General features: G+C 65.0%; 22 protein-coding genes. 13 read left to right on the top strand and 9 right to left on the bottom strand.

Annotation, left to right across the window (positions count from 1 at the left end; all coding sequences use genetic code 11):
- Positions 1 to 66 precede the first annotated feature (66 nt).
- Positions 67 to 900 carry a 3-keto-disaccharide hydrolase gene (locus ACZ1JX_RS18250; protein ID WP_465126768.1) on the top strand — a complete coding sequence of 278 codons (834 nt, stop codon included), beginning with the start codon at positions 67 to 69 and terminating at the stop codon, positions 898 to 900.
- Positions 901 to 1,131: 231 nt separating this feature from the next.
- Here the strand turns inward: ACZ1JX_RS18250 and ACZ1JX_RS18245 are convergent, their stop codons facing one another.
- Positions 1,132 to 1,653: a TspO/MBR family protein gene (locus ACZ1JX_RS18245; RefSeq protein WP_465126868.1), complete on the bottom strand. Its 522-nt coding sequence runs from the start codon at positions 1,651 to 1,653 to the stop codon at positions 1,132 to 1,134.
- A gap of 178 nt (positions 1,654 to 1,831) precedes the next feature.
- Between ACZ1JX_RS18245 and ACZ1JX_RS18240 the strand changes: the two genes are divergently transcribed.
- Complete coding sequence (locus ACZ1JX_RS18240) at positions 1,832 to 2,674, top strand: phytanoyl-CoA dioxygenase family protein (protein WP_465126767.1); 843 nt, start codon at positions 1,832 to 1,834, stop codon at positions 2,672 to 2,674.
- A 47-nt stretch (positions 2,675 to 2,721) separates the two neighbouring features.
- Here ACZ1JX_RS18240 and ACZ1JX_RS18235 read toward each other — a convergent pair whose 3' ends face one another.
- The 4 genes from ACZ1JX_RS18235 to ACZ1JX_RS18220 form a co-directional block, all read right to left on the bottom strand.
- Positions 2,722 to 3,813 carry an alpha-hydroxy acid oxidase gene (locus tag ACZ1JX_RS18235; RefSeq protein ID WP_465126766.1) on the bottom strand — a complete coding sequence of 364 codons (1,092 nt, stop codon included), beginning with the start codon at positions 3,811 to 3,813 and terminating at the stop codon, positions 2,722 to 2,724.
- An 18-nt stretch (positions 3,814 to 3,831) separates the two neighbouring features.
- On the bottom strand, positions 3,832 to 4,833 hold the full coding sequence (locus ACZ1JX_RS18230) for a 3-keto-disaccharide hydrolase (protein WP_465126765.1): 1,002 nt from the start codon (positions 4,831 to 4,833) through the stop codon (positions 3,832 to 3,834).
- Positions 4,834 to 4,861: 28 nt separating this feature from the next.
- A complete protein-coding gene (locus ACZ1JX_RS18225) occupies positions 4,862 to 6,037 on the bottom strand; it encodes a Gfo/Idh/MocA family protein (RefSeq protein WP_465126764.1) in 1,176 nt (391 codons plus the stop codon).
- A gap of 85 nt (positions 6,038 to 6,122) precedes the next feature.
- Entirely contained in the window at positions 6,123 to 7,004 is an 882-nt protein-coding gene (locus ACZ1JX_RS18220) for an aldose 1-epimerase (RefSeq protein ID WP_465126763.1), read from the bottom strand.
- Positions 7,005 to 7,183: 179 nt separating this feature from the next.
- Between ACZ1JX_RS18220 and ACZ1JX_RS18215 the strand changes: the two genes are divergently transcribed.
- From ACZ1JX_RS18215 to ACZ1JX_RS18200, 4 genes are all read left to right on the top strand, one after another.
- A complete protein-coding gene (locus ACZ1JX_RS18215) occupies positions 7,184 to 7,786 on the top strand; it encodes a TetR/AcrR family transcriptional regulator (RefSeq protein ID WP_465126762.1) in 603 nt (200 codons plus the stop codon).
- 176 nt (positions 7,787 to 7,962) lie between these two features.
- Positions 7,963 to 10,200, top strand: a complete 2,238-nt coding sequence (locus ACZ1JX_RS18210; protein WP_465126761.1) for a TonB-dependent receptor — start codon at positions 7,963 to 7,965, stop codon at positions 10,198 to 10,200.
- Positions 10,201 to 10,264: 64 nt separating this feature from the next.
- Positions 10,265 to 11,173, top strand: coding sequence for a sugar phosphate isomerase/epimerase family protein (locus ACZ1JX_RS18205; protein ID WP_465126760.1), 909 nt, complete (start codon positions 10,265 to 10,267; stop codon positions 11,171 to 11,173).
- 35 nt (positions 11,174 to 11,208) lie between these two features.
- Positions 11,209 to 11,613 (top strand): C-glycoside deglycosidase beta subunit domain-containing protein, encoded by a 405-nt coding sequence (locus tag ACZ1JX_RS18200; protein ID WP_465126759.1) that lies wholly within the window; start codon positions 11,209 to 11,211, stop codon positions 11,611 to 11,613.
- A 25-nt stretch (positions 11,614 to 11,638) separates the two neighbouring features.
- Here ACZ1JX_RS18200 and ACZ1JX_RS18195 read toward each other — a convergent pair whose 3' ends face one another.
- On the bottom strand, positions 11,639 to 12,658 hold the full coding sequence (locus tag ACZ1JX_RS18195; RefSeq protein WP_465126867.1) for a YeiH family protein: 1,020 nt from the start codon (positions 12,656 to 12,658) through the stop codon (positions 11,639 to 11,641).
- Between the two features lie 252 nt (positions 12,659 to 12,910).
- Here ACZ1JX_RS18195 and ACZ1JX_RS18190 point away from each other — a divergent pair, with 252 nt between their 5' ends.
- The gene (locus tag ACZ1JX_RS18190; RefSeq protein WP_465126866.1) at positions 12,911 to 14,116 is read left to right on the top strand and encodes an MFS transporter; all 1,206 of its coding nucleotides are present in this window, start codon (positions 12,911 to 12,913) and stop codon (positions 14,114 to 14,116) included.
- A gap of 96 nt (positions 14,117 to 14,212) precedes the next feature.
- Here ACZ1JX_RS18190 and ACZ1JX_RS18185 read toward each other — a convergent pair whose 3' ends face one another.
- The 3 genes from ACZ1JX_RS18185 to ACZ1JX_RS18175 all read right to left on the bottom strand — a co-directional run bounded on the left by ACZ1JX_RS18185 (position 14,213) and on the right by ACZ1JX_RS18175 (position 17,388).
- On the bottom strand, positions 14,213 to 14,629 hold the full coding sequence (locus ACZ1JX_RS18185; RefSeq protein WP_465126758.1) for a hypothetical protein: 417 nt from the start codon (positions 14,627 to 14,629) through the stop codon (positions 14,213 to 14,215).
- A 71-nt stretch (positions 14,630 to 14,700) separates the two neighbouring features.
- A complete protein-coding gene (locus ACZ1JX_RS18180) occupies positions 14,701 to 14,895 on the bottom strand; it encodes a hypothetical protein (RefSeq protein ID WP_465126757.1) in 195 nt (64 codons plus the stop codon).
- A 153-nt stretch (positions 14,896 to 15,048) separates the two neighbouring features.
- Positions 15,049 to 17,388 (bottom strand): TonB-dependent receptor, encoded by a 2,340-nt coding sequence (locus ACZ1JX_RS18175; RefSeq protein ID WP_465126756.1) that lies wholly within the window; start codon positions 17,386 to 17,388, stop codon positions 15,049 to 15,051.
- 160 nt (positions 17,389 to 17,548) lie between these two features.
- Here ACZ1JX_RS18175 and ACZ1JX_RS18170 point away from each other — a divergent pair, with 160 nt between their 5' ends.
- The 6 genes from ACZ1JX_RS18170 (at position 17,549) to ACZ1JX_RS18145 (ending at position 25,640) form a co-directional block, all read left to right on the top strand.
- Entirely contained in the window at positions 17,549 to 19,573 is a 2,025-nt protein-coding gene (locus tag ACZ1JX_RS18170) for an alpha-glucosidase (protein WP_465126755.1), read from the top strand.
- On the top strand, positions 19,570 to 20,583 hold the full coding sequence (locus ACZ1JX_RS18165; protein ID WP_465126754.1) for a LacI family DNA-binding transcriptional regulator: 1,014 nt from the start codon (positions 19,570 to 19,572) through the stop codon (positions 20,581 to 20,583). Before ACZ1JX_RS18170 ends, ACZ1JX_RS18165 begins: the two co-directional genes overlap by 4 nt.
- Positions 20,580 to 21,494, top strand: a complete 915-nt coding sequence (locus tag ACZ1JX_RS18160; protein WP_465126753.1) for an aldo/keto reductase — start codon at positions 20,580 to 20,582, stop codon at positions 21,492 to 21,494. Before ACZ1JX_RS18165 ends, ACZ1JX_RS18160 begins: the two co-directional genes overlap by 4 nt.
- Positions 21,495 to 21,587: 93 nt before the next feature.
- Positions 21,588 to 22,676 (top strand): LLM class flavin-dependent oxidoreductase, encoded by a 1,089-nt coding sequence (locus ACZ1JX_RS18155; protein ID WP_465126752.1) that lies wholly within the window; start codon positions 21,588 to 21,590, stop codon positions 22,674 to 22,676.
- Position 22,677: 1 nt separating this feature from the next.
- Positions 22,678 to 24,180, top strand: coding sequence for a glycerol-3-phosphate dehydrogenase (gene glpD, locus ACZ1JX_RS18150; protein ID WP_465126751.1), 1,503 nt, complete (start codon positions 22,678 to 22,680; stop codon positions 24,178 to 24,180).
- Positions 24,177 to 25,640: a glycerol kinase gene (locus tag ACZ1JX_RS18145; protein ID WP_465126750.1), complete on the top strand. Its 1,464-nt coding sequence runs from the start codon at positions 24,177 to 24,179 to the stop codon at positions 25,638 to 25,640. Before glpD ends, ACZ1JX_RS18145 begins: the two co-directional genes overlap by 4 nt.
- Positions 25,641 to 25,785: the final 145 nt, after the last annotated feature.

Here is a 25,785-nt window from a genome sequence, read left to right as displayed (position 1 = left end):
GAACCCGGCGTCCCCGCGAAAGCGGGGACGCCGGTGTTGTTACGGAACGCAAGGGACGGAGCGCAAATGCCAAACCGCCGCACCATGCTGCAGGGCCTAGCCGTAGCAGCAGCAACAACCGCCCTCCCCGCCATCGCCCGCATTCCTGCAACGCCTTCCCCATGGCGCGCCCTGTTCAATGGCCGCAACCTCGATGGCTGGACGATCTACCAGGACGGCGAAGGCAACCGCGATGCGCACAACGCCATCCGCATCGAAAAAGGCGTGCTGCACATGCTGGGCAGCAGCTTTACCGGCCCCGATAAGGCCAGCTTCGGCCACATCGCCACGACCGGCACACACGCCAACTACCACCTGCGCATGGACTTCCGCTTCGGCGAGCGCCGCTTCGCCCCGCGCGGGTGGCAGCGCCGCAATTCCGGCCTGCTCTATCACATGGCCCCCGAGCTTGACCGCCTCTTCCCCGATTGCGTCGAATTCCAGTTCGAAGAGGGCGACATCGGCGATGCGATCATGGTCAACACCAGGGCCCTGCAAGGCCCGCTGCTCGGCGGCACGCCGCTCTGGCCCAACTACTTCCCCGGCCTGCCCACCGACTATGCCGAACCGATAAATGCCGGCGGCATCGCCCGCCAATGGCACCGCCACGCCGGCACTTACGAACGCATCGACGACTGGAACACCGTCGACCTCGTCGTCTTCGGCGACCAGGCCGCGCAGCTCGTCAACGGCCGCATCGTCAACACCCTGTTCCGCATGATCGACCGCAAGGGCGAGCCGCTGACCCGTGGGCGCATCGCCCTCGAATTCGAAGCCGCCGAAGTCCTGATGCGCAACGTCATGATCCGCGACCTGACCGAAGCCGAAATCGCCCTGATCCGAAAGCAGGGCTCCTACTGACACGCTGCGTCCCCGCGAAGGCGGGGACCTCGGTGTTGTCAAGGAACGCCTGAAAGTCGAGCGGCATCGCACTGCAGGATGTTTCTCGCAGAGACGCAGGTTCCCGGACAAAAAAGGGGGCGGCGCGATCTAACGCGCCGCCCCTTTGAAGTTGAGGAACTCTGACTGGCAGAGCCCTTCGGGTCGCATGGGCTTGGTAGCGCCACACGGCCCGGAAGAATGTGCGGGACTTCACACCTCGCGAAGATTTCCCTCACGCTCATGCGGTGCGGGTTCTTTCGTCGGGAACGGCCCGTTGAGGCGCACGATGGCGATATTGAGGCAGGCGGCAAAGCTCACCCAGACGAGGTAGGGCACGATCAGCCAGCTCGCCTGCACCGAGAACGGCCGCAGCATAACGCACAGCGCGAAGACCGAGAGCCACAGCGGCACCACCTCGACCAGCGCCCAGTCCGGCCGCCTGAGCGTGAAGAACAGCGGCGACCACAGGAAGTGGAACACGAAGTTGGCGGCATAGAGCATCACGATCACGCGCCGCCCCCAGTCATCGCCCGCGCCTTCCCAGCTCAGCACCATGGCCCATGCGGCTGCCCCAAGGATCACCGTCCATGCCGGACCGAACAGCCAGTCGGGCGGCTGCCATGGAGGCTTGCGCAAATTGCGATACCACGCGCCGATTTTGGTCAGCACTCCGCCCAGTCCGCCGAGCACGATGGCCCAGGCAATGGCTACGATCACATGTGTTTCCGGCATCACCAGCCTATGGGCCCCCGATTGCAGAAGCACAACCACTCATCCCCCACAGGGTTCCCCCGACCTCGCGGGGCTGTCACTCCCATGCCCCGCGCCAACCTTTTCGGTTGAACACAATCTAATCACTGATTAAACGGTTCACGTCAACCACGGCGCGGCCCTGTCGGCACGTGCCCTGATGAGGATGCTGCAAACGATGACCCAGCCTTATGGCCGCCAAGGCCGCGACTACATTCTGACCGAGGAGGAGATCGCGCAGTTCCATCGCGCGGGCTACGTCACCCTGCGCGGTGTGATGACCGAGGAGGAGCTTGCCCCGCTCGAGGCCGAGTTCGAACGCTTCGTCACCGGCCAGGTCCCCGGCATGGGCAAGGACTTCTGCGACATGTCCGGCCCCTATGAGCGTAAGTTCGAGGACTTCAGTCTCGTCAACGCCGTTCTACCGCGTCGCTATGAACCCACGCTGCGCGGCAACCTTTACGAGGCACGCGCGGCCTCGATCGCGCGCCAGCTTCTGGGCGAGACTGCCACACTCGATTACGACCAGTTCCTCGCCAAGCGCCCGGCCAAGCCCGACGCTGTGTTCACCATGCACCAGGACCTCGGCTACTGGCCGACCGGGACGCCCGAGCCGCTCACCGCCACCTGCAGCCTCGCGCTCGACGATGCCGATGCCGAAAACGGCTGCCTCAAGGTCGTACCCGGATCGCAGAAGCAGGGCCTGCGCCCGCACCGTCCGCTGATGGGCGACGATCGCAGCAAGTCGCACATCCTCAGCGTTACGCTCGCCGCCGAGGACGAAGTGGTCGAGCTGCCGCTGAAGCGCGGCGACATTACCGTGCACGACGAACTGATCGTCCACGGCTCGGGCGGAAATTCCTCGCCCGACCGCTGGCGCCGCACCTATATCGTCGCTTTCCGCACCAAGGCCTGCGTCGATTTCGAACGTTCGATCGGCTTCACCCACTCGCACAATGACGAGATCACGTGGGAAACCCACCTCGGCGCTCTCACCGCATGACCGGGTAAAGGGCGGGACGCGGCCAGTGCCTCCCGCCCGCTTGGCAATCACATGATGCCGAGAACCGACCGGTCGATATCGGCAAGGCGCGTCGCCCCGGTAATCGCCATCACTTCGGCAAGTTCGGCCTGCAACAGCCCGAGCACGCGCTCGACACCGCCCGCGCCGCCTGCGGCAAGTCCCCACAGCACGGGCCTTCCGACCAGCACCGCCTTCACGCCCAGCGCCAGTGCCCGCAGCACGTCAGCACCACTGCGAATGCCGCTGTCTGCATAGACTTCGATATCTGAGCCCACCGCTTCGACGATCGATGGCAAGGCATGGGCGACAGGCTGGGAACTGCGCAGGCCTTGCCCGGCATGGTTGGAGACGATCAGCGCGCTCGCCCCGTGATCGCGCGCGCGGATCGCGTCATCGGCGCGGATCACGCCCTTGAGGATCAGCGGCAGGTCGGACAGCCCACGCAGCCATGCAATGTCCGCCCAGGTTGCCTTGGCGTCGGGGAACGTCGCCCCCATTGGCCGGTCGCCATAGTCACGAATCGCGAACATCATGTGCTCCGGTTCCTGCCAGCGCTGGAACAGCCCTTGCGCGGCAAGGCGCATCGGGCGCGGGAAGGCGGGCATGACCGGCAGGTCGACGGTGAAGACCAGCGCGCAGGCCCCCGCAGCCACAGCGCGCGCAACCACATCCTCCACCACGCCGCGATCGCGCATGAAGTAGATCTGCTGCCAGTAGCGTCCGCTCGCCACGGCTCCCACGGCCTCGGGCGGGCGCGTGCCCATCATGCTGAGCGTGGTGATCGTACCGGCCGCCATCGCCCCGCGTGCGGTCGCCACCTCGCCTTCGGGATGGACCAGCGTCGAACCGACGAACGGCGCGGTCATGATCGGCATCGCGATCTGCTGCCCCAGCACCGTGGTCGAGGTATCGATATGCGAGACATCAACCAGCGCACGCGGCCGCAAGTGCATTGCCTGCCACGCTGCGATGTCGTCGTGCAGGGTGCGCTCCATGCCGACATTGTTGACGAAGTTGCGGTAGGGTTCGGGCATCAGCGGCTCGGCCGCCGCGCGAAACTCAGCCACATCGAGCAGGTCCTGCTCGCCCGTTACCTGCTCGAAAACCGTCTCTGCCATGATGCCCGCTCCTCTATTTCAGCGTGCCTTGCGCTCAGTGATGGTCGGCAGGCGGCGGATCGGCTCGATCGTGATCGCGCGGAAATAGGTCTCCGCCCCTTCCGACTGCAGCTGGATCTTGCCCGCGGTCAGAGGCACCGTTCGGCCTTTGGCGTCCCTGGTGGTAAGGTTGGTTGCTGCCATCACCGGCACGCCGTTGACCACGTGGATCGACTTGTCGCCGAAGACATAGAGGTCGAGCGAATTCCACTCGCCCAGCGGCTTTTCCGCGTCCGTCCCGGCATCGACGTTCCACGTCGGGAAAACCAGCTGCGCGGGCAGTCCGTCATGGAAGTAGCGGCGGCTCGGATATGGGATCGACGGATCATTGGCGACCGGCACCGTCGCGCCGACCCGCCAGTCGACCGTCTCGAAAGATTGCTTGCCCTTGGAATCGCCCACCGTCAGCAGCATGCCGACCGAGTGCGGCACCACCTCGAACTCGATCGCGCTCATCCATGTGCCGAAGAACGCGCCATAGGCCCCGTGCGAGTGATAGAGCACGCCGTTGTTGCGCGGTATCGGCATCCACGTGTTCGCGCCCCACTTGTATTCGACGTGGAGGTGGTAATTGCGATGGGCCTGCCTGGTGATCAGCCCGCCGAACAGCTTGCCGCTCGAATAGATCGCTGGTGCGCCGTCTTGCTCGACCACCTTGAACACGCCGTAGGTATCGTGATTGAGCCCGATCGGCGCGCTGCTGGGCGTGCCATAGGTCGTTGACGGCACGGTCACGCCGAGCCAGCTGTCCCACCCGGTGAGGTCGCGGCCGTTGAACAGCTTCCGGGGCGCAGCCTTACTGCGCGGCACATCGGTCAGCACGAGGTCCTGCCTGCGATAGGCCGGGTCCTTGGCAATCACTGCCTTCTGTTCGGGTGTCGAACCATCGGGCGGGCCATCGGCAGCACTCGCACTCGCAGGAGCAATCAGGGCGAGGCCCCAGGCGAGATGGGCAGCAAGAAGACGTTGGCGTGCGGACATTTCGGGAAACTCCATCAAAAGCGAGAAATCAGTGGGCCGAGCTGTTTTCGGCCAGATCGAAGGGCGATGCCGTCAGCGCGATCAGCGCCGCGTCCGCCTCGGGATCGATGGTCGCCGGGCGCTCGCAAGTGGAGACGAGGTCGACCACTGTGCGCGTCCTGGCCGACCTGACGATGGCCTCCATCACCTCGACCGAGTGGACGATGAATTCTGCCCCCGTGCGGTGCCTGCTGCCGGTGCGGATGGCGAGCGCGAGATCGACCAGCCCTGCGCCACGATAATCGGCCACTACGCGCCCCGTGTGGTCATGCCGGTTGGGCGTGGCAAAGCCCTGTTCAGCGGTGGCGAGAGCCGTGCGAGGCTGCGGCGGCGCGATCACCGCAGGCTCGCCGCCGAAGAACATCGGGTCGGCCATGGCCAGCATGCCATCCGAACCGAACAGTTCCCCCGGCCGCAGCGTCGGCACCACCACGTCGAGCGAGATGACGAAGCTGACCGAGGCCTCTTCGAACTCAAGCACCGTGTTGAACGTGGTGTCGACCGTGACCGGAAAGGCCGTTCCCTTCCGGGGCCCGCGCAAGATCGTGCGCTCTTTTCTGCCTGCGCCAGAAACCGAGAACACCCGCTTCACCGGCCCCAGCAGGTTGATCCACATCGTGGTGTAATAGGGCCCCGCATCGAACGGTGGCTCGCCCCCCGGACGGTAGAACGCCTCCGGGCTGGGGTGGAACAGCTCGAGGCCCGGCAGCCCGAGGAACGAGGTGCCGAACACCGGCTTGCCGATCGCGCCCGCATCGAGCGCCTTGCGCGCGGCCTGGTGTGCGCTGCCGTAGAATGTGTCGGGTGCCGAGCCGATCAGCAGCCCCCGGCTCTCGGCGATGTCCGCAAGCCGCCGCGCCGCCGCGTGCGAGAGGGCAAAGGGCTTTTCGGAATAGACGTGCTTGCCCGCCTCCAGCGCCGAGCGGTTGATTGCCTCGTGCGCCACGCCCGGCGTGAGGTTGACGACGAGTTCGATCGTCTCGTCGGCCAGCAGTTCTGCCACCGACGTGGCCCGCGCGCCCAAACCTCGTGCCTTTTCCGCGACCGCCTGCGGGTTACGCGTGGCTATCGCGCGCAGGTCCAACGCAGACGAGCGCGTGATCGCGTTGAGATAGACCGCGCTGATATCGCCCGCGCCGACAACGCCGATCCTGACAGGTTCCATCCATCCCTCCCACGCAGGCGCAGGCCAACCCGCGTCCTCCGTCAATTGACAATTTAATCGTTGATTAGATTATCGCGCGGCGAAGTCAATCGTCCTCCGTCGGGATGCGTCGCGCACGGATCAGCAAGCTGGCCTCAAGCCTCTGCCCTTCGGCCAGCATCGCCATGCGTTCGGGCGCACGATTGATCGCGTCGGTCGGGTGGGTAAGCGGTTCGATGCAGAAGAAGTCGCCATCCTGCCCGACATAGACTCCGGTGCAGGACAACGCATCGGACGGCTCCATCTCGATCTGCAGAGCATTGGCCGGTCGCCGGATCGTGAGCGCTCCTTCGCGCCCCTCCTGGATCGTATCGACGGCACGGCTGATGACAGGCGCGCCTTGCCACCAGTCCACCGCCTCGCCCGCATCGACCAGCAGCAGCGGCAGGCCATCAGGTGAAGTTTCCCACTCGCTGCGATGCAGGCCATGATACACGACACTGTCATCGCCCGGAAGATAGGGGTGGAAGCCGAGGCCCGACGGCATGGTGCCCGGACTCAGATTGGTCACCGCCATCCACAGTCGCACTCCGTCGCCTGAAACCGTGATCCTCTGTTCGGCGCGATAGCGCCACGGCCACACCCCTTCGGCATAGTCGTGGACCAGCCGGATCGACGACGCATCATGCGCAATCACCTGCCACGGGCGCACCCAGCCATAGCCGTGCAGCGCATGGGGATGCCAGCCATCGGGAAAGTTGGACGGCACGCAATGGTCGACCCCATCCACGGCGAATCGTCCCTGCGCAATGCGGTTGCAGAACGGCACGATGGGGAAGCATGCCGCGTCGAGAATGTGCCCGGTTCGCGCCTTGCGCAACACCGGCAACCCCTTCCAGTCGAGGCTGCGCAGCGAACCGCCGATTTGCGGCGCAATCGTCACTTCGTAATCCGACGCGGCGAGTGTCACCAGACCTTGATCATCCATGTCCGCCTTTGATCATTGATCAGATTGGCTGGCAAGCCGCTCGCTACAGTCCGTTGAAATGCCTGCAGTCGCCCACCCTAAGGAGCAGGAACGGGCGCTTTCCATCTGGCCAGAAGGTGGTTTGCTGTTAGGGAAGCAATCCGTTGTCCGGGATTCCGTCCGGTCGCCCGAGAGATCCGATGTCTGCCAAGAAGCCCTATCACCGCGAGAACCTGCGCCGCGACCTCCTCGATGCGGGCCGCGAATACGTGCGGCAACATGGGCACCACGGGCTGTCGATCCGCACGCTGGCGCAGCAGGTCGGCGTGTCGCCGGGCGCGCCCTACCACCACTTCCCTGACCGGCGCTCGCTCCTGCTCGCGCTGGCCGTGGAGGGCTTCGAGGAGATGCTCGAGGGAGCCGAACAGGTCAGGGTGAGCGCCATGACCCCGGCCGAGAAACTCAGCCGCATGGGCCTGCTGTTCATCCGCTTTGCCGAGGCCAATCCTTGCCTGCTCGACCTGATGTACGAGAGCGAGCTGACCTCGCCAGTGCTCGATCCCCAGCTGCTCGATTACCAGCTCAAGGGGCATTTCAACTTGCGCGATCATCTCACCGCGGCGCTCCCGGACATCAGCGACGAGGAAGCAGACCTTCGGGTGATTGCCTACTGGTCGGCGATCTATGGCTTCGCCTCCATGCGCAAGAAGGGCGTGATCCGGCCGAGCGAGCAGGCCGTGCCGAGCATCGACATCGCCGAGGCGATCGTAGCCCGCGCAGCCTTGGCCGCGCTCGCGGACTGAACCCGTTCGCAGCCTAGGCTCGACGGCGCATTTGCCGCGCCTGCGCTCGTGCGCTCAATTGCAATCAAAGCAGTGATTAGATTTTCACTTGACGCTCACCTTTCCCGAATTTAATCACCGATCAAATAGACCGGAGCGAAAGGCTAGCGGTCAGCAAAAACCGGGAGGGAACGGCCATGAATACCACTGCCATATTGCTCGCCACGTCGGCCCTGGCGCTCTCCGCGCCAGCCGTTGCGCAAACCGCCGGGCAGGCCGATGAGACGAACACCGCCGATCATGGCGTCGGCGACATCATCGTCACCGCCAACCGCATCGAGACGACCGCGCAGGACACGCCGATCGCGCTCAACGTCTATACCGGCGCGGACCTTGCCGAGAGTGGCATCAATTCGGTTCGCGACCTTTCGTCGATCGACCCCAGCCTCAACGTTTCCAGCTCGAACAGCTCGGCCTATGTCGCGGTGCGTGGCATCGCCTCGACCGACGTCACCGAGCTGGGCGATCCTTCGGTCCCCGTGTCGCGCGACGGCTTCTTCACCAACCGTGCCTATTCGATCAACACCTCGATGTACGACGTCGCCCGCGTCGAAGTGCTGAAAGGTCCGCAAGGCACGCTGCAGGGCCGCAATTCCACCGGCGGCCTTGTCAGCATCATCACCAACCGGCCCAAGTTCAAGAACGAGGTCTCCGCCTCGTTCGAATACGGCAACTACGACACGACCAACGCCGACGCTGCAGTCAACCTCGCCCTGTCCGACAACTTCGCGCTGCGTGCCTCGGGCGTGTTCCTCAAGCACGATGGCTACCGCCGCCAGGTCGGCGTGATGCCGTCGGCCGACAACGAGGACTTCAAGTCCGGCCGCATTCAGGCCCGCTTCGCCAAGGACGGCCTCGACCTGTGGGTGTCCTATCAGCGCGACGACCGCGACACCGATGGCGAGGCAGTGCTCAAGGACACGCTGGGCGCGCCGCAGCCGAGCTTCGACCCGCTGCCAGCTTTCCGCAGCGATTCCCCTACCCGCACCGTGCTCAAGGGCGAACGCATCCGCTGGGAGGCCAGTTACAGCGGCCTCGGTAATCTCAACCTGATCTACTCGGGCGGGTGGGACAAGCAGCAGTTCGACCTCACGCTCGACGCCACCGGCCCCAACTACCCGGCCAACCGCCAGTACCTCAACACCCAGGCGCCGACGACGTGGAACCACGAAGTGCGCGTCAGCAACGAGAAGACCGGCAAGCTCTTCGTCCAGGCGGGTTACTTCCACTTCTCGGAAGACAACGCGCTCACTGCCGGGCTCTACAACCGCGAGATGACCGGCCTGTTCGCGCCGGGCGGGCCGCTCTCCTTCGCGCCCAACGCCGACCAGTCGTTCCGCTACGGCATCGCCTTCGACTTCGCGATCAAGACGAAGTCCGACGCCATCTTCGCCCAGGCCGAATATGACCTGACAGAACAGCTCCAGCTTTCGGCAGGCGCGCGCTACACCTGGGACAACAAGTCGCGCACCGGCAATTCGACGCTGGTCCTGCCGGCGCTGGCCTTCCCGCTCTGTGGCAATGGCTTCCCGGCTCCCGGTACGTGTCCGCCGTTCCCGATCGTCAATTCGGGGCAGGGCGAGACCAAAGAAAGCAAGCCAACCTGGCACCTCGGCCTCAACTGGCGTCCGGAATCGGGCCGCCTGATCTATGCCAAGTATGATCGCGGCTACAAGTCGGGCGGGTTCAACTCGAACGGCTCGGTCGCCGCCACGCCCTATGGCGCCGAACAGGTCGACGCGTTCGAGATCGGCACCAAGAACACGCTGATGGGCAACGCCCTGCAGCTGAACTTCGCCGCCTTCTACTTCAACTACAAGGGCTATCAGGCCCAACAGAGCACATGCCCGACCTGCTCGACCGGCGTGTTCAACGTCGGCAGCGCCCGCGTGCTCGGCCTCGAAGGTCAACTGAACGCTCGCGTCGCACAGAACACGAAGCTCTATCTCAACAGCACCCTGCTCGACACCAGGTTCGGCGGCAACATCGTCGTCACCAACGGCAACAACCAGAACGTCGACATCAGCAGGAACCAGCTGCCCAACGCCCCGCGCTTCACCGCCTCGATGGGCTTCGAACAGGGCGTTCCGCTGGGCGATCACCTGCTCTCGTTCCGTGCGGATGGGAAGTATTCGTCGAGCTTCTACTTCTCGGCCTTCAACTTGTCGCAGATCCGATCGCCGTCCTACTTCCTCGGCAACCTCTCGGCCTCGATCGAGCCGAACGCGGGTGGCTGGAAGCTGCAGGCCTATGTCCGCAACGTCCTCAACAAAAACGTGCTGTCGTTTGCCGAGCAGAACTTCAACGGCTTCAGCGACAACTACCAGTTCCAGCCGCCCCGCACCTATGGCGTGCGGGCCAGTGTGAACTTCTGATCTGACACGCATACCGGCGGGAGAGGATGCCCTGGCTCCCTCTCCCGCCATCCAGGAGCAAGACATGCCCGGTTCGTTCAAATACGGTGTTTCAACCTACAGTTACGTCGACGACTACGGCTCGGTCATGACGCTGGAGGATGCGTTCGATCATATCGCCGATACCGGTGCCACCGGCATCGAGATCCTTGGTGAGGGCCAGATCGAAGGCTATCCCAATCCCAGTAGCCAGTTCCTCGACCGCTGGTTCGGCCTGCTCGACAAGTACAAGCTGGAACCCACCAACATGTGCTCGTGGGTCGACATGCGCATTACCTTGGGTCGCAACCTCACTGTCGAGGAAGGTGCCGCAGAGCTCGAGCGCGACCTGCGCCTTGCCCACCAATTGGGCTTCAAGTTCCTGCGCCCAAAGTTCGGCGTACTCTCGCACGACCTGATCCCCGAACCGCAATGGGAAGCCTATACCGAGCGCAACCTTGATCTCGCCCACAAGCTGGGTGTGGTAATCTGCCCGGAAATCCACGCCCCCACGCCGATCAAGCATGAAGTCGTCGATGGCTACATCAACTTCATCGAACGCACCGGCACCAAGAACTTCGGTCTGATGATCGACACCGGCATCTTCCAGGATCGCCCGCTGACGCACTGGGGCTCGCACCAGATCAACGAGGAGGCGCGCAAGCACATGGAGTTCCTCAACGGCATCAAGGTTCCGCCCGAACACTTCCTCGACGTCGCCCAGTATGTCGTGTTCATTCAGGCCAAGTTCCACGACATCGACGAGAACCTCGAGGATCTTAACATTCCGTGGCAGCCGGTGATTTCGGCAATCAAGCGCTCGGGCTATTCGGGCTACCTGTCGAGCGAGTACGAAGGTTGGCGCGCGCCGTGGCGCTCGATCGACCAGGTGCGCCGCCAGCACGTCCTGCTGCGCAAGCTGGAACGCGAATACGACGAAGGCAAGTTCGCCTGAGGCCTTCCGCACCCCAAGATTTCCCGGAGAACACCATGCTCGAACACCAGCTCATCCAGAGCACCGGCTTCCGCAATTTCGGACCCGTCGGCGCACGCGAAGGCTTTGCTATCCGCATCCGCATCCCCAACTACCACGGCACCCGCCTGTCCCAACTGGACGGCTTTGATGTGACGGTCGATGGCGTCTTCTACGATCACGAGGTAAACCGCTTCGGCATCCGCGACGAAGTCTATACCATGGCCGAAATGCGCGAAGAAATCACCGCACGCTGGGGCCTGACCGAATGGGGTGAAATCCTCGTCGACAAGCCCGGCGGTCTCGAACCGGGCGTCCACAAGATCGAGGTCCTCGCCCGCATCCGCTATTCCTACTTCCCGCCCGACGTGCACATCTTCCCGATGCACGCCGAACGCTACGGCACCATCTGCATCGCCTGACGCAAGAGAGGAAAGGTTCCGCCGCTCATCCGATCAGATAGGCCGAGGCAAGCGAGGCGACGAAGCTCACCAGTGTGGCGATGGTCACCGGGATTGCTGGCTTGAGGCCGGTCTCCATCAGGAGGTCCAGCCTGCTGCGCATCGCCGTGGCGATCACCGCGATCAGCAGCAGGCCCTTTGACCCGTTCAGCGCCGCGTCGCGGAAGCCTGCGGGCACCTGCACCATCGAGTTTGCCAGAACCACGGCAAAAAAAGCCACGATGAACCACGGCAGGGCCAGCCGCTTCCAGATCGGTTCGTTGCCCTTGCTCTGCACACTGCCGATGGTCAGCCCGGTCAGGATAACCACCGGCGCGAGCAGCGCCACGCGCGAAAGCTTGACGATGGTCGCATAGCTGCCCGCGCTTGCCGAAAAGGCATAGCCCCCGCCAATCGCCTGCGCCACGTCGTGGATCGATGCGCCGATCAGGAACCCGGCCTGGCTGTCGCTGAGGTGCAGGTATTCCGCAAGGATCGGATAGAGCGACATCGCCAGCGCGCTGGCCAGCGAGACGACGACGAGCGTGATCGCAAACTGCGACTGGCTCAGCCGCTCGCGCCCGATGATGCCATAGAGCGCCATGGCCGCGCTCGCCCCGCAGATGGCAGTGGCACCGCCTGCAAGGATGCCGGTGTAGCGGGATTCGCCCACCAGCCGCGCTCCGGCAATTCCGGCAAGGAACGTCACCGTCATGATCGCCAGCAGCGCCGCGAAGGGCTTGGGCCCCAGCGATCCGATCTGCCCGAACGTCACCTGCAGGCCCAGCAGTACCACGCCAAAGCGCAGGCAGGTGCGCGATGCGAAGTCGAGCCCCATGTGGCTGCGCGGGTCACGCGCGACGAAACTCAGCGACAGGCCGATCAACAGGCCCAGCAGGATGATCGGGAAGTGATAATGCTCGGACAGCCATGCCGCCGCTGCCGCCGCAATCACGCAGATGGCAAGCCCGTGAAACACCGTCTCGCGTTGCGGCGCAGGCGCAAGCGCCAGCTCGGCAAGGTGCATTTCGCCGAACAGGTCCGCCGCCGATGGCAGCGAAACCCAATCGATCTGACCTGTGGTCCGGCGTTCCAAACCCGTTCTCCTGCGTGGATTTTCCGTTCCGAGGGCACCTCTGTCCCACGGTGTCATATTGTGCTTTCCTTACGCGCCGGAGCGGCTATCTTGCAAGCGAGAAGCGCACCACGGCGCACGCATGGCGGGAGAGCACTGATGAGCGGTTTGGGGCAGGCCCAAGGCGGCGTTGGCGGGCAGAACATGGCGCGCAGCGCAGGGATTGCGCTGGTGGTGCTGCTGTTCCTCGGCAACGCACTCAACTACGTTGACCGGCAGGTGCTGGCGCTGCTCAAGCCCACGCTCGAGGCGGAGTTCGGCTGGACCGACAGCGATTACGCCCACCTTGGCTCCTCCTTCCAGATCGCGGCCGCCGGCACGCTGCTGTTCGTCGGCTGGTTCGTTGACCGGCTGGGCGTGCGCATCGCCTATGCCATCGCCGTCACGGTGTGGAGCGCGGCCGGCATGGCCCATGCGCTGGCGCAGACGGTGCAGCAGTTCGTCGCCGCGCGCATCGTGCTGGCGGCAGGCGAATCCGTCAGCACGCCCGCAGGCCTCAAGGCGGCGGCAATGTATCTGCCGGTGAAAGAGCGCAGTTTCGCCATCGGCCTGATCAACACTGCACCCAACATCGGCGCAATCCTCACCCCGCTGCTGATCCCGCCCTTTGCGCTGGCCTTTGGCTGGCAGGCCGCCTTCTGGGTAACCGGCGCGCTCGGCTTTATCTGGCTAGGCGGCTGGTGGTTGGGCACCCGCAACCTCAAGCCGCTGGGCGACATGCCCGAGCGCGCGCGCGTGCCGTGGGGCGTGCTGCTGTCCGATCGCAAGACATGGACGGTGATCGGCGCGAAATTCTGCATCGATGCGGTGTGGTGGTTCGTGCTGTTCTGGATGCCCGATTTCTTCAACCGCCAGTTCGGCCTGAGCCAAGGCGCGCTGGGCTGGCCCATCGCCATCATCTTCACGCTGGCCGCATTGGGTGCGCTCACCTCGGGCGGGCTCTACCCGATCCTGCTCGGCAAGGGCTTCAGCGTGAACCGCGCGCGCAAGACCTCGATGCTGTTCTACGCATTGGTCGTGCTGGCCATGCCGCTGTCCCTGTTCACCGGCAACCCGTGGATGGCCGCCGTGCTCATCGGCCTCGGCCTCTTCGCGCATCAGGGCTTTTCGACCAATGTCTTCGGCATGACCGCAGACGTCATCCCCGCCACCCGCGTCGCCAGCGTGATCGCGCTGGGCGCGGTCGCCGGCAACCTCTCGGGCACCGCAATCATCGAGTTCGCGGGCTGGTCGCTGACCAACGGCCTCGGCTACGTCCCGATGTTCGCAATCTGCGGCAGCGCCTACCTCGTCGCGCTGGCCTTCATCCACCTGATGCTGCCGAAACTGGAACTGGCAGCGGTGGAGTAGCGGCCTGAGCGGCCCCGGAAGCTTGATGTTTTCTCTACCCTCGTCATCCCGGGCTTGACCCGGGATCCCGCTTTTTCTTCCGCAACGCGGTTCCCGTCATGCCTCGACACTTCTGATAAGCAGTCCAGCCTGAAAGAACGCGTCGACCAGATCGCGCGCAGTTGCAGCCCCATCCTCGCGCCGAAATCGCACACTCAGCATCCGTGGATTGTCTTGCGGCATCTCCTCGAAGCTCCACCCCTGAGCCTCCCCGATGGCGATGGCTGCTTGCGCCTGTTCGAATGTGCCATCGAATCTGACGCAGCGATCATCGGTCTCGCCGATCTTCTCGAGCGCCGCCTCCACTCGCTTTCGACGCCATACGGCGAAGGCCCTTGCTGCGAAGTATGCCATCGCGAGCGTGCCGGTGAGGACCGGGTTGGGCCGAAGCAAATAGAGCCCAGCGAAGGTTATTGCCGGCCAGACCAGTAGGTTGAGCCATTTGAAACCACTGCGCCTGATCAGTTCACTCATGCTGACAGCCTACAAAGCCCCAGTACTATCAGCAAATTCTGCCATTTGCCTTCCATTTGAGCCACCAGCACTCAACTCATGGCGGCGGCGTTTGCAACACCGAGAGCCGTGGTCACGAAGGCATAGGTGAAGACCGCAGTCCGGGTCGAACTCGCATAGCCTCGCCGCAAGATCAGCCAGCCGAAAAGTGCAGGCGCAATGTAGATACCTGCGATCAGCGGGATACCAAGTTTGCGGCCGGCATGTTCCGTCTGCTCTGCACTCATGCGAACAGGCTGTCACTTTCCGGCCAGGTCCGCAACTCCCTCTCTTTAGTCAACCCACCTACTCCGCATCCGCACCAATGGCTTGAACACCAAAAAAGAGGCCCCGGACTTTCGCCCGGAGCCTCTTCGTGCGCCCAAGGGAGGGGTGGGCGTTTACTGGAACTTGGCGCGCAGGCTCACGCCGAAGTAGCGGTCGGCATCTCGCGGGATCTGCAGGCGCTGGCCGGCGCTGACGTTGAGCAGCGCATAGGACTTGTCGGTGATGTTGCGTGCCAGGAACGACAGGCGATAGTTGTCGTCCGCGTCCGAGAACCCGATGCTGGCGTTCCAGATGCCGTAGGCTGCGATCGGGCCGCTCTCGCCAAGGTCGGAGAACTGCTTGCCGACATGACGGAAGTCGGTGTCGAGATAGACCTTGAACCCGCCCAGATCACGCTCGTAGCTGCCGCCCAGAGTGTAGGTGAACTTCGGGGCCAGCGGCAGGCGCGTGCCGTTGCGGGCGTCGGGCGCGTTGGTGTTGGGGTTCGGGTTGAACTTCAGCACCTTGGCATCGGCATAGGCACCGCTTGCGCGCAGCGTCAGCCCGTCGACCGGCACCGCCAGCAGGTCCACTTCGAAGCCCTTGCTGCGCACCGATCCGGCATTGGTCAGGTTCGAAACCACCGCGCCGTTCAGCAGCACGAAATTGTTCGCCTGGAAGCCGTTGTAGGTGACGGTGAAGGCCGCCGCGTTGAACTGCACCCGGTTGTCGAGGAACTGCGACTTCAGGCCGATCTCGTAGGCGTTCGAGGTTTCCTCGTCGATCGGGATCGCGTTGGTCGGCGCGGTGTGGTTGAAGAACACGTTGAACGCCGGGCCCTTGTAGCCACGGGTGTAGCTGCCATAGAGCATAACGTCCTCGGCTGGCGTGATCTGCAGGACGGCGCGGCCCGAAAGGTTGCCGTTGTTGCTCGATCCGGCCGAAGTGTTCGTGCCATTGCCGCCCGAAGCGATCGTGCCGCCCGCCGGGTTGCCGTTGGTGCCGGGGCCGGTGGCGGGCAGGCCCGTTGTAGCGTTGACCGCAGGCGCGCGGGTGTGAGTGTAGCTCAGGTCATCCCAGGTATAGCGCAGGCCGCCGGTCAGCGAGATCATGTCGCTGAAGCGATAGGTCGCCTGGCCGAATACCGCATAGTTGCGCGATTCCACTTCGCTGCGCGACGTCGCGGTCGGGAAGATCGTGTTGACCGTGTCGGAAAGATTGCACGGTGTCGCGCCCGATGCCGCTGTCGGCAGGGTCGAGCTGGCGCAGGTCACATTGCGGCGGGTGAAGTCCTGCTGGTTGTTCGAACCCCAAGCGAAGGCACCGACCTGATAGAAGAACGGCTGCGTCTGGTCCGAGGCAAGGCGCACTTCGAGGCTGAGCTGCTGCGTGTTGACCACGCCGAAGTCATGCAGCTGGCCGGTGCCGACGATGGCGCGCGGCAGGAAGTCGCCGTCGCGGTTTTCCTCATTCTGCCAATTGCGATAGCCCGCGATCACGCTCAGTGTGTGGCTTTCGAACACGTCGAAATCGCCCGAAGCGGTCAGGCTCCACTGGCGGTCCTTGGTGCGCGTGACCAGATCGTGGTTGATGTAGCGCTGGTTCAGACCCTGCGCCACGCCGCCCGGCAGGCCAAGCTCGGCATCGAGCACCGCACCGCGGCTGACCGTGGTGACGTCGGCGCAGCAATCGTCGTTGGCGCGGAAGTAGTCGGCGATCAGGCGGAACTTCGACCCACCGTTCTCATAATCGAGAATGCCGCGAGCGCCGTAGTGCTCGTAGCCGTTCACCTTGTTGTTCTTGCCGCCGTAAATGTTGGTGATGTTGCCGTCATAGCTGCCGTAGAAGCCGGTGACGCGCGCGGTCAGGCCTTCGGATAGCGGCCCGGAAACGGCGGCGCGCAGGCGATATTCGTTGCCTTCATAGGCTTCAATGCGCGCCTCGCCCTGCAGCGTGTCGGTGCCGCCCTTCGAGACGATGTTGACGAGACCGGCCGACGCGTTCTTGCCGAACAGCGTGCCCTGCGGCCCGCGCAGCACTTCGAGGCGCTGGGCATCGACGAGGTCCATGAAGGCCTGGCCCGAACGGCTCAGCACCACGCCATCGACTACCGTCGAGACGCTGGGCTCTGCCGCCACCGAGAAGGTGATCGTGCCGACGCCGCGCATCACGATGGCGCTGTTGGCGCTGGTCGTGCCCTTGCGGAAGGTGACCGAGGGAACCAGCTGGGTCAGCCCTTCGAGGCTGGTCGTGCCGGTCGATTCGAGTCGGCCTGCGGTCAGCGCGGTGATGGCGATCGGAACGTCCTGGACGTTTTCCTTCACCTTCTGTGCGGTGACGACGATTTCGCTGATGCCACCAGTGGTCTCTTCAGCGGCGGCGTCCTGCGCGCGGGCAGTGCCTGCAAAGGCCAGTGACAGCGCGCTGGCAGACAGAGCCAGTGCGCGCGCGATTGCGGAATGCGTGAATCTCATGGAACTCTCCCTGCGAAAAGCGGTCTTCCAAGGGTAGTCATGCTCCCTCGTCGATCGGCCGCGATTGGTGCTTGATCTGCTACGGCGGGATGGATATGTCAAGCGGTGTCAGAAAAACGGACAGAGTCTGCGGCCAATGTGCCACACTGGCCGTTCGGGGATGAGGAAAGAACTGTTGGAACTGCGGCTCCACGCCGAAAACAAAGGATTTTCTCTCCGCATCGGAGAGCGAGTCGTGCTGCGCCACTCCCCCCTATGTCCTGCGGTAGTCATGGCATGCGGACAGGCAACTGTGGCCATGTATCGCGGTAACTTCGCCATTTCCGACGCGCCGACCGGCGAGATCGCACCCACCGCGTGGCAGGAGATCGAAGGCGGCGTCGAACTGCTTGAACAGGACCGCCCCGTCGTCCGCCTGACCTTCTCGGGCACCGCACTCGAAGTCCGCTCGCTCCTTCAAGGCCATGACCGCCTCCATGTCCGCTTCCACGCCGAACCCGGCGAATGCGTCTGGGGTGGTGGTGAGCAGATGAGCTATCTCGCTCTCAACGGTCGCAAATTCCCGATCTGGACGAGCGAGCCCGGCGTCGGGCGCGACAAGTCGACCGATCTGACCCTGATCATGGACGCCGAGGGCATGGCCGGCGGCGATTACTGGAACACCAACTACCCACAGCCGACCTTCCTCACCTCGCGCTGGCTCGCGGTCCATCTCGACGCCAGCTGCTACAGCGTCCTCGATTTCACGCAGGACGACAGCCATCTGGTCGAAGTGTGGAGCAACACGGCGCGCTTTGAGATCTTCGTCGCCAATGGTCCGCAAGACCTCGTCAACCAGCTTTCCACCCGCTTCGGTCGCCAGCCCGAACTGCCCGACTGGGCCATCGGCGGCGCGATCGTCGGACTGAAATCGGGCGCATCCAGCTTCGAGCGGCTCGAACGGTTCATCGCGGCAGGCGCTGCCGTCTCCGGCCTGTGGTGCGAGGACTGGGCGGGCATCCGCGAAACCACCTTCGGCCGCCGCCTGTTCTGGGACTGGCATTCGGGCGCACGCAGCGCCCAGCGCTACCCCGATCTTCGCGCAAAAATCCGGCAGCTCGAAGCCCGCGGCATCCGCTTCCTCGCCTACGCCAACCCCTATATCGCGGTCGACGGCGACCTTTACGAAGAGGCGCGCACAGGCGGCCACTTCTGCCTCAGCCAGACGTCCGACGAAGTCCACCTCGTCGATTTCGGCGAGTTCGATTGCGGCGTGGTCGATTTCACGCGGGGCCAAACCCGCGCTTGGTTTGCCGAGCGCGTGCTCGGTCGCGAGATGCTCGACATCGGCATCTCTGGCTGGATGGCGGATTTCGGCGAGTACCTGCCGACCGATCTGCGCCTTGCCGATGGCTCCGATCCAATGGAAGCGCACAACCGCTGGCCGGTTCTGTGGGCGAAAGTCAACGCCATGGCGCTCGCTTCACGCAACAAGACGGGTGACGCGCTGTTCTTCATGCGCGCCGGATTCTCGGGCGTGCAAGGCTTCTGCCCGCTGCTCTGGGCGGGTGACCAGTCGGTCGATTTCACCCGCCACGACGGTATCGGCACGGTCATCACCGGGGCGCTTTCGGCAGGGCTTGTCGGCAATGCCTACAGCCACTCCGATTGCGGCGGCTACACCTCGCTCCACGGCAACGTGCGCACCGCAGAACTGATGCAACGCTGGTGCGAGCTTGCCGCCTTCGCGCCCGTAATGCGCAGCCACGAAGGCAACCGCCCCGACGACAACCTGCAGTACGACAGCACGCCCGAACTGCTCGCCTGCTTTGCCGGATGGAGCCGCGTCCACGCACACCTTGCGCCCTATGTCCGCCACCTCTGCCACGAGGCGAGCACAATGGGCCTTCCTGCACAGCGCCCACTGTTCCTGCATTACCCGCAGGATTCTGCGCTCTTTACGGTGCAGGACCAGTTCCTCTACGGTGCCGACTTGCTGGTGGCACCGGTGATCGAGGAGGGGGCTCGTCATCGCCAGGTGGTTCTTCCCGGAACCGGACCCTGGCGTCATTGCTGGACGGGCGAGGACATCGCTCCCAGCACGCACGATATCCCTGCACCCATCGGCCAGCCGCCGGTTTTCTACCGTCCGGACAGCGCGTTCGCGCCACTGTTCGAAGGTCTGAAGGGGGCATTGGAAGGATGAGCGAGCGGGCAAACATCAGGGATGTTGCGGCAAGGGCCGGCGTAGCGGTGAAGACCGTCAGCCGCGTGCTCAACGCGCACCCCTATGTCAGTGCCGATACCAAGGCGCGGGTCGAGGAGGCCATGCGCGCGCTCGATTTCCGCCCCAGCGTTGCCGCGCGCATCCTCTCGGGCGCCAAGTCGAACCAGATCGCGCTGATCTACGACAATCACAGCCCTTACTACATGTTCCAGATCCAGACCGGCTGCTGGGACTTCTGTCGCTCGAACGGCATCCGCCTGCTCGCCCAGCCGGTCGACGTGGCCGATCCGCAGGTGGGTGAGCAGGTGCGCGGCCTCGTCAGCGAAACCCACGTCGACGGGATCATCCTGTCCTCGCCGGTCACCGATTGCGATCCGGTGCTGCGCGCGCTGGAAGCGATGGACATTCCCTTCGTGCGCATCTCGCCCGGCACCAACCACGCGCTGACCAGTTCGGTGTTCATGGACGATGCCCAGGCCGCCGATGACATGACCACGCACCTGATCAACGCCGGGCACCGCCGCATCGGCTTCATCAAGGGCCACCAGAACCACATGGCCTCGGACGACCGCCTGTTCGGTTACCGCCGCGCGCTCGACCGCGCCGGGATTTCCTACGATCCGGTTCTGGTCCGTGATGGCGAGTTCGATTTCGATTCCGGCACCCGCGGCGGGCAGGCCCTGCTCGACCTGCCCAATCGCCCCACCGCAATCTTCGCCTCGAACGACGACATGGCCGCAGGCGTCCTTGCCGTCGCGCACGATCGGGGCATCAATGTGCCCGCCGAACTCTCGGTCGCAGGCTTTGACGATACCACGCTCGCCCGCACCGTCTGGCCGCCGCTCACCACGATCCACCAGCCGATGGCTGAGCTTGCCCGCACCGCCACCGAAATCCTTATTGCCGGGGGCGACATCACCCACCGCCGCCTGCCCCATACTCTCGTAGAGCGCGCATCGGTCGCGCCGCCATACAGGACTGTTTCATGAGCGAATTGCCCTTGCCGCCTGCCTTCCGTCCGCTTGGGGCTTCAGGCATTGCCGTGTCGCCGATTGCCTGGGGCATGTGGCGCCTTGCCGAGGATGGCCGCAGTGCAGCCGATGCGGCGAAGCTTGTTCACGCCGCATTGGATGCCGGAGTCAACTTCCTCGACACCGCCGACATCTACGGGTTCGACGGGCAGGGTGGCTTCGGCGATGCCGAGGCGCTGCTGGGCGATGTGCTGGCAGCAGAACCCGCGCTGCGCACCCGCATGGTTCTGGCCACCAAGGGCGGCATCCTCCCGCCCCTGCCCTATGACCAGAGCCCCGATTACCTGCGCAAAGCCATCGAGGACTCGCTGCGCCGCCTGAAGACCGACGTGATCGACCTGTGGCAGATCCACCGCCCGGATATCCTCGCCCACCCGCACGAGACCGCGCGCGTGCTCGATGATGCGGTGGCCTCGGGCAAGGTCCGCGCGCTTGGCGTATCCAACTTCACGCAAGCGCAGATCGCCGCGCTCAACCACTTCCTCGGCGAGAAGCTGGCAACGACGCAGCCCGAGATCAGCCCCTTGCGCATCACCTGCTTCGAGAACGGCGAGCTGGATCAGGCGATACAGCTTGGCCTGACGCCAATGGCCTGGTCGCCGCTCGGCGGTGGCCGTCTGGCTGGCCCCAAGCTCGATCGCGAGATGGCCGTCGCTTCTGCGCTCGATGCCGTGGCCGACGCGCAGGGCGTCTCGCGCACGGTCGCGGCCTATTCCTGGCTTATGGCACACCCCGCCGGGATCGTCCCGATCATCGGATCGCAAAAGGCAGAGCGCATTGCCGAGGGCGCAGCCGCGCTTTCGGTGCGCTGGACACGAACGGATTGGTACGCCGTGCTCGTCGCGGCGCGCGGCGAGCGGCTCCCGTAACTGGCCGCAACGGATTGAAACTCAAGGCGGACGGTACCGGTTCACGGTTTTGCCGGTAAACAATTGCGTCCGCTGCACAGAAGGAGAGGCAAGATGGCCGAACAGAATTGCGAGATCGCCTGGTTCTCGGCGCTGTGCGACGATGACTATGAATTCCTCGGTGTGCCCGACAAGTATCTCCAGTCCAGCTGGGAGCACTGCCGCAACATCGTGATGCGCGCCGAAGAGGGCGGGTTCGACAATATCCTGCTGCCCTCGGGCTACAGCCTCGGCCTCGATACCACTGCCTTTGCCGCCGCCGTTGCCACGCAGGTCCGCCGGATCAAGCTGCTCTGGGCCACGCGCATGGGCGAAGACTGGCCGCCGCAGCTTGCCCGCCGCATCGCCACGCTCGACCGCATCCTCGGCCCCAACGCTGCCGGGACGGGCGGGCGGCTCAACGTCAACATCATCTCGTCAGACATGCCGGGCGAAACCATCGCCAGCGGCCCGCGCTATGCCCGCGCCACCGAGGTCATGAAGATCGTCCGCACCTTGCTCAACGGCGAGCACCTCGATTTCCAGGGCGAGTTCTACAAGCTCAAGCTCGATCCCCCGCGCATCGGCACGCTCTCGGGCAAGTGCCCCGCGTTCTACTTCGGCGGCCTCAGCCACGATGCCCGCGAATGCGCCGCCGAGGCCTGCGACGTCTATCTGATGTGGCCCGACACCATGGACAAGGTGCGCGAAACCATCGCAGACATGAAAGCCCGCGCCGCCAACTACGGTCGCACGCTCAAGTTCGGCTATCGCGTCCACGTGATCGTGCGCGAGACCGAGGACGAGGCCCGCGCCTATGCCGACCGCCTCCTGTCCAAGCTGGATGACGAGGCAGGGCGCGCGATCCGCGAGAAGTCATTGGACGCCAAGAACTTCGGCGTGCAGCGCCAACAGGAACTGCGCGGCGCCGCCGATGGCGATGGCTTCGTCGAGGAGAACCTGTGGACCGGCATTGGCCGCGCCCGCTCCGGCTGCGGCGCGGCCATCGTCGGCACGCCTGATCAGGTCCTCGCCAAGCTGCGCGCCTATCAGGCCGAAGGCATCGAGGCCTTCATCCTCTCGGGCTATCCGCACGCGCAGGAAGCTGACATGTTCAGCCGCTACGTGCTCCCGCACATCAGCCATGGACCGCTGAATATCTGATATGACGCACGCGGTGGAACAGCAGGACCGAATCTTCGACGTCGCCGTGATCGGCGGCGGCGTCAACGGCACCGGCATCGCGCGCGATGCGGCGGGGCGCGGCGCGTCCGTGCTCCTGCTTGAAGCGGACGATCTTGCCAGCGGCACATCGTCCAATTCCAGCAAGCTGATCCACGGCGGCCTGCGCTATCTCGAACACTACGAATTCGGCTTGGTGCGCGAGGCGCTGGGCGAGCGTGAGAAGCTCTGGGCCATCGCGCCGCACATCATCTGGCCGATGCGCTTCGTCCTGCCGTGGGTGCAGGGCCTGCGCCCGCGCTGGCTGCTGCGCCTCGGCCTGTTCCTTTACGACCACCTCGGCAAGCGCAAGCTTCTGCCGGCAACCGAGACCATCCGTCTCGACCGCCACCCTGCCGGAAAGCCCCTGAAGCCCGAATTCGTCCACGGTTTCGTCTATTCCGATGGCTGGGTCGATGACGCGCGCCTCGTCGTGCTCAACGCCCGCGATGCTGCGGACAAGGGCGCAGATATCCGCACCCGCTGCCCGGTCGAAAGGCTGGAGCGCGAGGGCGACCTCTGGCGCATCGAAACACCACTTGGGGCTTTCCGCGCGCGCGCGGTGATCAACGCCGCCGGTCCCTCGGTCCTCTCGATCCTCGACCGCAGCGGCGAGCAGCACAGCCAGTCGATCCGCCTCGTACGCGGCTCGCACATCGTCGTGCCGAAGCTGTTCGACCACCCCCACCCCTACTTCTTCCAGCTCCCCGATGGCCGCATCTTCTTCGCCATCCCCTACGAGCACGACTTCACCCTGATCGGCACGACCGACCGCGACCACACGCCGGGCACCCCCATCGTCGCCAGCGCCGAGGAGATCGCGTACCTGTGCGAAGGCGCCAGCCGCTTCTTCGCCAAGCCGGTCCGGCCCGAAGACGTGGTGTGGACCTATTCCGGCGTCCGCCCCCTCGTCGACGATGGCTCCGGCAAACCCGAAGCTGCCACGCGCGGCTATCGCTTCGAACTCAGCCCGGAAGACGAAGGCGCCCCAATCCTCTCGGTCTTCGGCGGCAAGATCACCACCTTCCGCACCCTCTCCGAAGAAGCGGTGGACCGCATGGGCGAGCGTATCCCCGGCCTCGCCGCCCCGCACTGGACCGACGCCAAGCCGCTCCCCGGCGGCGACTTCGGCGTGCACGAAGTGGACCGCCGCATCGCCGATCTCAAGGTGCGCTACCCCTTCCTCGAACCCGCCTGGGCCGAGCGCCTGATCCACTGCTACGGCTCGCTCGCGCCCGAGGTGCTTGCAGATGCGCAAGGACTTCAGGATTGCGGCCAGCACTTCGGCCACGGCCTCACCGCGCGCGAAGTGCAGTACCTGATTGCGCGCGAGTGGGCGGTGGAGGCAGAAGACGTGTTGTGGCGGCGCACCAAGCTTGGCCTGCGCCTGTCACCCGAGCAGCAGGAAAGCCTGCGCCGCTTCATGGGGGAGAATGCCGCGAAATGAGCGATGACCAATGCATCCTCGTGCTGGACGAAGGCACCACCTCGACGCGCGTGATCCTCTATTCCGCAGCCGGTGACGTCCTCGCCCTCGCGCAGGAGGAACTGACCCAATATTACCCCGCCCCCGGCCTTGTAGAACATGACGCCGCCGAGATCTGGGAGCGCACCCTGCGCTGCGCCCGCGCCATGGTCGAGCGCGCGGGCGGCCCCTCGCACATCGCCGGGATCGGCGTCACCAACCAGCGCGAGACCGTCGTCGCGTGGGACCGCCAGACCGGCGAGCCGGTCACCCGCGCCATCGTCTGGCAGGACCGCCGCACCGAAGAGCAATGCCGGTCCTTGCGCGATGCCGGCCACGAAGCCGCGATCCAGCAGACCACCGGCCTGCTGCTCGATCCCTATTTCTCCGCCAGCAAGATGGCGTGGATCTTGCGCAACGTGCCCGAAGCTGCCGCCTTGGGAGACCGCCTCGCCTTCGGCACCGTGGAAAGCTGGCTGGTGTGGAAGCTCACCGGCGGCCTGCACATCTCCGACGTCTCCAACGCCAGCCGCACCTCGCTCTTCCCCCTCGTGGGGCAATCGTGGGACGAAAGCCTGTGCGACCTGTTCGGCGTGCCCCGGTCCGCGCTCCCCGAAGTCGTCCCCAGCGCGGGCGCATTCGGCCGCACAGTCCCTGAAATGTTCGGCGTGCCCATCGCCATCACCGGCCTTGCCGGAGACCAGCAGGCCGCCACCATCGGACAGGGCTGCTTCGCCAGGGGAGAAGCCAAGGCCACGCTCGGCACCGGCGCGTTCATCCTCTCGAACATGGGCACCACCCCGCCGCGCTCCACCCACCGCCTGCTAGGCACCGTGCTGTGCGAACTCGGCGGCGTGCGCACCTATGCGCTCGAAGGCTCGGTCTTTGCCGCAGGCAGCGTGATCAAGTGGCTGCGCGACAGCCTCGGCATGCTCTCCAGCGCGGCGGAAAGCGAAGCGCTCGCCCGCTCGGTGCCCGATAGCGCAGGCGTCGTCTTCGTGCCCGCGCTCTCCGGCCTCGGCGCGCCCTACTGGCAGCCCGAGGCCCGCGCCAGCATCACCGGTCTCACCTTCGCCGCCACCCGCGCCCACGTGACCCGCGCCGCGCTGGAATCCATCGCCCACGTCTTCCACGACCTCGCGCGTGCCTACGCGGCAGACGGCGCTGGCTGGGAAGTGCTGCGCCTCGATGGCGGCATGAGCGCCAACGACTGGCTGGCCCAGGACATCGCCAACGTCCTCGCCCTGCGCTGCGAGAGGCCCACCGATGTCGAGACGACGGCGCGGGGCGCGGCAATCCTCGCCGCCATCGGCGCCGGCCTCTTCCCCGACCTCGCCACCGCCCGCACCTTCATCCCCCGCACCGACGTCTTCGAACCCCGCATGGCCGAAGTGGAGCGAGGCACCCGCCTCACCGCCTGGCGCGAGGCGCTGGGCAACTGACAGCCCACCCCACCACCCAAAACATCCGTCACCCCGGCGCAGGCCGGGGCCCATGACCTCTCCCCCGCGCGCACCCTCGCGATCCTGGCGCACCCTCGATCCTCACCAACAGCGCCGCGCCATGCCGCAACGCTGTGGACCCCGG

This window comes from Novosphingobium sp. BL-A-41-Hi4A-0G (assembly GCF_055521735.1).
The sequence above is the reverse complement of the archived record's forward strand: the minus strand, read 5'-3'. Positions and strand labels throughout refer to the sequence as shown.